This is a genomic window from Acinetobacter lactucae (genome assembly GCF_013344765.1).
Classification (GTDB): domain Bacteria; phylum Pseudomonadota; class Gammaproteobacteria; order Pseudomonadales; family Moraxellaceae; genus Acinetobacter; species Acinetobacter lactucae_A.
On record NZ_JABVBF010000189.1, the window covers coordinates 1 to 6,271 of the forward strand.

A 6,271-nucleotide genomic window follows, 5' to 3' on the forward strand; every position below is an offset into this window, starting at 1 on the left:
CTACAGAAAGATTACAATGACGTGAATAAATAGATTAATCAACTCTCAATCTTTCTAGGCATGTTATGACTTCAATGTCGAACAACACCCAAAAGCATTTTATTGTTGAGCAAATTCCACTACCAACTTGGGTTAGTGATGAAAATGGCTCGATATTATATTGCAATGTAGAGTGTACAGAATATTGGCTGAATACTTTCTCTCCTTTGCCTCAGCAATGGTTAGATTTTATATATCCTGCCGACTTAGATGAAGTCAAAAATAGATGGCTCGAAGCAATTCGCCTACAAAAAAGAATAGAATTAAAATGTCGACTTTTACAAGCTGAGTATCAATATAGGTGGTGTAAACTATCTATTCAAGCATCTAAATATCGCGGTTCTTCCCTAGCTAACGAATGGTATGTCAGCTTTTTAGATATTGATCACGATATTCAAGAACAACAAAACTTGCAAAAAAACATTGAAATACAAAATCAAATGTTAGATATCAGTGTAGATTGCATTAAAGTACTTAATGTAGATGGCACTCTTTCACATATGAATAAATCAGGATGTCTCGCTTTAGGTGTCCCTGTTGATGAAACAGAATTTGGAATGAAATGGCTTGAGTTATTGCCGCCTCATATACGTAAGCGTGGACGTGTCGCTTTAAAAAAAGCTCTTCAAGGTAAAGTTGCTAGATTTGCAGGGATGAGCTGCTTACCAAATCAAGCCCCTGAGTATTGGGATAATATGCTTACCCCGATTCATCGGGACAATGGTGAAATCGGACAAATACTTTGTGTCTCGCGTAATGTTACTCAACAACATTTGGCGGAAAATCAGCTTAGAAATATGAGCGAGAGAGATGAATTGACTGGTTTATGTAATCGGCGTTCATTTAAATTTCAACTTAAACGCACCCTAGCCTCTTCAAAAGATACCCAAACAAGTGTGGGTTTACTGTTAATTGATCTTGATCATTTTAAGCATATTAATGACACTTTAGGGCATAGTGCAGGCGATCATCTTTTAAAAGTTCTCTCCAAACGTTTTAGTCATTGTGTAGATGAAGAACGATGTTTTGTTGCACGATTAGGTGGAGATGAGTTTGCAGTTATTATTAATAACCTCAAATCTGAAAATGATGTCCGAGAACTAGCAGCCATTTTACTTCAACAGTTAAATCAGCCTATCACCTATTTAGGTAATGTTTTAAATGGTGGAATGAGTATTGGCTGTGCAATTTATCCTCAAGATGCTGTAGACCAGTCAGGTTTATTAAGCTGTGCAGATATGGCATTACATGACTTAAAAGCGCGTGGTCGTGGTGGTATTCGCATGTATGATCCATGCATGATGCAAATGACCGAAACAGTCGCTTCTCAACTTAATTTAGCACGTCAGCTTATTCGCCATCATACTATCCAGCCCTATTACCAACCCAAAGTAGATTTAAGAACTCATCATATTGTAGGTTTTGAAGCTTTATTACGATGGCATACGACTTCGGCTCAAAGAGGTTACCCTGCACAAATTGCAGAGGCTTTTAAAGATTATAATTTAGCGAGTAAGATCGGTGAAACAATGCAACATCAAGTTTTACGGGACATCGCAAAATGGATAGATCTTGGAATTAAACCACTTCCTGTTTCGCTCAATGCGGCACCGGTTGAATTCTTAAGAGACAACTATGCTGAAAAGCTTTTAAAAAAGATCAATCAATTTCAAATACCAACACATTATATTGAAGTAGAAGTCACCGAACACATGCTGGGTGACCGAGGTTCAGAATACGTGATCCGAGCACTTAATAAATTAAAACAGCATGGGGTACGTATTGCACTAGACGACTTTGGTACTGGTTTTTCATCGCTAACTCATATTCGCGATTACCCTATTGACAGCTTAAAAGTAGATTGTAGCTTTATCCAAAAGATGCAATATGACCCATCAATTTATGCAATTGTTCAAGCAATTGGTTTACTCGCCCCCAATCTCTCACTCGGACTCATCGCTGAAGGGATTGAAACACCTGAACAAGAAGAGCTACTTCGACAATTTGGTTATAGCATAGGTCAAGGCTTCTTGTTTGAGTCCGCTATAGACGCTAATCAAGTCATTTCAATACTTAAACGCAATCAACCTTATTTAGAAAGTCATTACGATAATTTTAAATAAAATACTGAGTAACCTTTCTCGGTTCTATTCATACTAAAAATAAACAATAACTCTAAAAAAAATGTTCATAATATAAGCATAAGGATAATAATTCTGTGTTTTGACAGCATACATTGTCATAGGACAATAAGGAGCAATATATGAGTTACCAACATATTTTAGTTCCCGTTGATGGTTCACCTACTTCACTCATTGCAGTAAATCATGCAGCAGCAATTGCTAAGGCCTTTAATAGCAAAGTAACTCTAGTATATGCCCTCACAATAGATCCTTTCATTTCTGTTGAATTTATTGATAGTACAGAATTAGCAAGGGATTATTTTGATAAAGCAAAAACTGCAATTCAGGGAATTCTCGATCAAGCCAAAGAACAGTTTAATCAACATGGGATTTCTGTTGATACACAAATTGTCGAGGGTCAAACAATTCATACTGAAATTATTAAAGCCGCAACTGAGTCAAAAGCTGATCTTGTTGTGATTGGCTCGCATGGACGTAAGGGGTTTAAAAAGTTCTTCTTAGGAAGTGTGACTCAAGCTCTTTTAGGAGAAATTCATTTACCAGTATTAGTCGTAACTGAATAGTCTTGTTGATGCTAAAAAAACCGATCTATAAAGATCGGTTTTTTAATAGCCTGCGTTACTGAGTTCTATACGTAAACTTAATTAGAGATCCTGGATTCTCTAATGTATTTGTTACAGAGCCGTCATCCTTTTGAACATTCCCAGCCGTGTCAGTTAATACATATAAAACGTTCCCATCTGGGCTTGCAATCACGTCACGATAACGGTTGTTGCTCTTAAACATCGGAGCAGCATCATCATAAGTCGTGTTGTAAGTTGGATCTAGCTTAATACGGAAAATAACACCGCGTTTTAAAGATGGAACCAATAATGTATTTTCCCAGCCAGAAATTGCTTTTTTGCCGCCTTTATAGACATAGGCAGATGACGGCGCAACTGTTGGCCAACAAATATAGGTCATCTCTCCACAAGTTGGATCGTTATAGTTATAGGTATCCTGAACGGTATATAAAGTTTTTAATGGTGGCACAAAGTTTTTACCATTCCATTCAGATTCCTTCGTCACAGGAACCCCTGCGGCTACTTTTACTCCGTTCTGAGCTAAATCTTTAACCGACTTATTGGCTGCTGCCGAATAATTTGCATAAGCATAGCCACTATCATCTTTGTAGCCCGCTACATTTGGCCAACCATAGTTACCACCTTTGACAATGAGATTAATTTCATCGTCAGAGTTTGGACCTTGTTCAGATTGCAACAGTTTACCATTTGGAGTAAATGCTAAACCCTGTGGATTACGATGGCCGAGCGTATAAATATGGCTAACCACCCCGTTAAAACTTGGATTATCTTTTGGAATACTTCCATCTAGATTTAAGCGTAGTACTTTACCCATGTAGGTGTGATAGTCCTTGCCATTCAGCTCTTGCTGGGTCGGTGTATACTGTGCTTGATTTGGCAAGAACAAATAAGCAAGCTGGTTACGTCCTTGGTCACCAATCGTATAATAAATCTTTTGATCCGGACCAATTACAAGACGGCCTGACTGATGGTCTTTCGATGAAGGTAATCCTACTAATAAATCTACAGGCTTCTCAAGCGTATCTGTTGCCTTATTATAGGTATAACGACGGATAATCGTTTGATTTGGTAATTCTTTATCGGTAGATTTCGGGTTTTTAAATGTACCTGAAATATAGATATAAGGATTATTTTTAAAGTCAGGATGAAAAGCAAAGCCTAATAAACCGTTTTGCCCATCAGAATCACTTACAATCTCCGGCACCTGAAAGATTGTTTTTACACTGCCTGACTCTGGATTAACTCTTAGAATCTTGCCTGTTGCCCGTTCAGTTAACCAAATTTGATTATCAGGTCCCCATAACAAAGCATGCGGCTTATTTAAATTAGATAGAATAACTTTCTTATCAAAATTTTCTGTTTTTGCTTTAGCAAATTGAGAAGGAGTAAGAGGAACGTCAGCAAATGCTGTATTTAATGCAACTAGATGAGAAGCGCCTAATAAAGCAATTTTGGCTAATAAATGTTTATTCATGTATCCACCCTATAAATTGTCAAAATTTTCCGAGAATTTTTAAACCCTTACTAAAGGCGTTATATGAGTTCTCTATATGATTTGTATTATGAAGAATAGCAAATTTATTAAAATCTAAATTTATGAAAGGCTCTGTTGCATAAAAGTAGCTATGCAATATGCGTAACCAGCATTTTTAAATATCTTTAAGCTTGGCAGGCGTAGGTTAGTCAACCTTAAAAACTTATGCTATTCTTCGGGCACTTTTAAATGCTTCAAATCTCTATACCTATGACACTTACGCCACCTTAAGTTTATTTACGCTTATCTCCTGTAAATAACTCATCACTGTCTAGTGATGTGGTGTAGTCGCTTGTGTTGGTATATCACATCACTAGCCTTTTAAATTTAGAACTTAGGCTATTTCTCATGTTATCCAATGTCCGAGAACAATGGTTCTCTAATGTCCGCGCAGATATTCTTTCTGGTCTTGTGGTTGGTCTTGCTTTAATTCCAGAAGCAATTGCATTTTCAATTATTGCAGGCGTAGATCCAAAAGTTGGTTTATATGCCTCTTTTTGTATTGCCGTTATTATTTCTTTCGTAGGTGGTCGTCCCGCTATGATTTCGGCAGCTACGGGTGCCATGGCGTTGGTTATGACAACGCTCGTAAAGGACCACGGGCTTCAATACTTATTTGCAGCGACAGTATTAACTGGCGTCATACAGATTTTGGCCGGATATTTTAAACTTGCCAAACTCATGCGCTTTGTTTCTAAATCGGTGGTTATTGGATTCGTGAATGCTCTCGCCATACTCATCTTTATGGCTCAATTACCAGAACTAATAAGCGTTACATGGCATGTCTACTTACTAGTAGCAATTGGTTTAGGAATTATTTATCTTTTCCCCTCTATTCCAAAAATTGGAAAGTTCTTTCCCTCACCTCTTATTTGTATTGTAGTAGTCACATTACTGGCTATTTTTTTAGGGCTTGATGTTCGAACGGTTGGTGATATGGGTTCATTACCAGATACTTTACCAATATTTCTAATTCCCGATATTCCTTTTAATTTAGAAACACTTCTCATTATTCTTCCATATTCTTTAGCGCTGGCTGCAGTTGGTCTACTTGAATCGATGATGACCGCAACAATCGTTGATGAAATGACAGATACTTCTAGCGATAAATTTCAAGAATGTAAGGGTCAAGGTATTGCTAATATCGCTTCAGGTTTCATGGGTGGTATGGCTGGTTGTGCCATGATTGGTCAATCAATGATTAATGTAAAATCTGGTGGCCGTACACGTTTATCTACTTTATGCGCGGGCATATTCTTACTTATCCTAGTGGTATTTTTAAGTGATTGGCTAAAGGTTATTCCTATGGCTGCTCTGGTTGCTGTCATGATTATGGTATCGATTAGTACTTTCGAGTGGAGCTCACTGACTCAATTTAAAAATAATCCTAAAACTAGCAATGTCGTTATGATCGCTACCGTTATTGTGGTAGTGGCTACCCATAACTTAGCGCTAGGTGTATTAACTGGGGTATTACTTTCAGCACTTTTCTTAGCAAATAAACTTGAAAATGATATTCGTATAGAAACTTTATTCGAAGATCAAGCTCGTTTATATGAATTAAGAGGTCAAATATTTTTCAGTTCATCTGAAAAATTTATGCAAAGTTTTAACTTTAGAGAAGAAATTAAAGAAGTCATTATTGATCTTGCCCACTCTCATATTTGGGATGTGACTTCAGTTGCCATGTTAGATTCTGTCGTGAATAAATTTCAAAAGAATGGTATTAGGGTAACAGTTCGCGGTTTAAATGAAGCCAGCTCAATCATGATTGACAAATATGGTACTCATGCAAAAATTTAAAAAGGTCCTTCGGGACCTTTTCTAATTTTAAGACTTCCTTCTTATTAAGGAGATTTCTATAGCAAACGATCGGGGCTACCAGAAGGATTTTTACAACTTTATTACTTGCTTGGTTTAAAAGATTGTCTGAGGTACTGTTCTTGTTGCATGATTAGCATATCCATTAC

Annotated in this window: 4 protein-coding genes; 3 read left to right on the top strand and 1 reads right to left on the bottom strand. The window is 37.1% G+C overall.

The genetic code is table 11. The annotated features are described in order from the left end of the window. Positions 1-65: 65 nt before the first annotated feature. Positions 66-2,162: a sensor domain-containing protein gene (locus tag HUN22_RS14920; protein ID WP_174730896.1), complete on the top strand. Its 2,097-nt coding sequence runs from the start codon at positions 66-68 to the stop codon at positions 2,160-2,162. Positions 2,163-2,302: 140 nt separating this feature from the next. Further along, positions 2,303-2,746 carry a universal stress protein gene (locus HUN22_RS14925; protein WP_031948548.1) on the top strand — a complete coding sequence of 148 codons (444 nt, stop codon included), beginning with the start codon at positions 2,303-2,305 and terminating at the stop codon, positions 2,744-2,746. Between the two features lie 55 nt (positions 2,747-2,801). Here HUN22_RS14925 and HUN22_RS14930 read toward each other — a convergent pair whose 3' ends face one another. Continuing rightward, positions 2,802-4,241, bottom strand: a complete 1,440-nt coding sequence (locus HUN22_RS14930) for a glucose/sorbosone family PQQ-dependent dehydrogenase (RefSeq protein ID WP_174730899.1) — start codon at positions 4,239-4,241, stop codon at positions 2,802-2,804. A gap of 408 nt (positions 4,242-4,649) precedes the next feature. Between HUN22_RS14930 and HUN22_RS14935 the strand changes: the two genes are divergently transcribed. After that, positions 4,650-6,104, top strand: coding sequence for a SulP family inorganic anion transporter (locus tag HUN22_RS14935; protein ID WP_174730902.1), 1,455 nt, complete (start codon positions 4,650-4,652; stop codon positions 6,102-6,104). Positions 6,105-6,271: the final 167 nt, after the last annotated feature.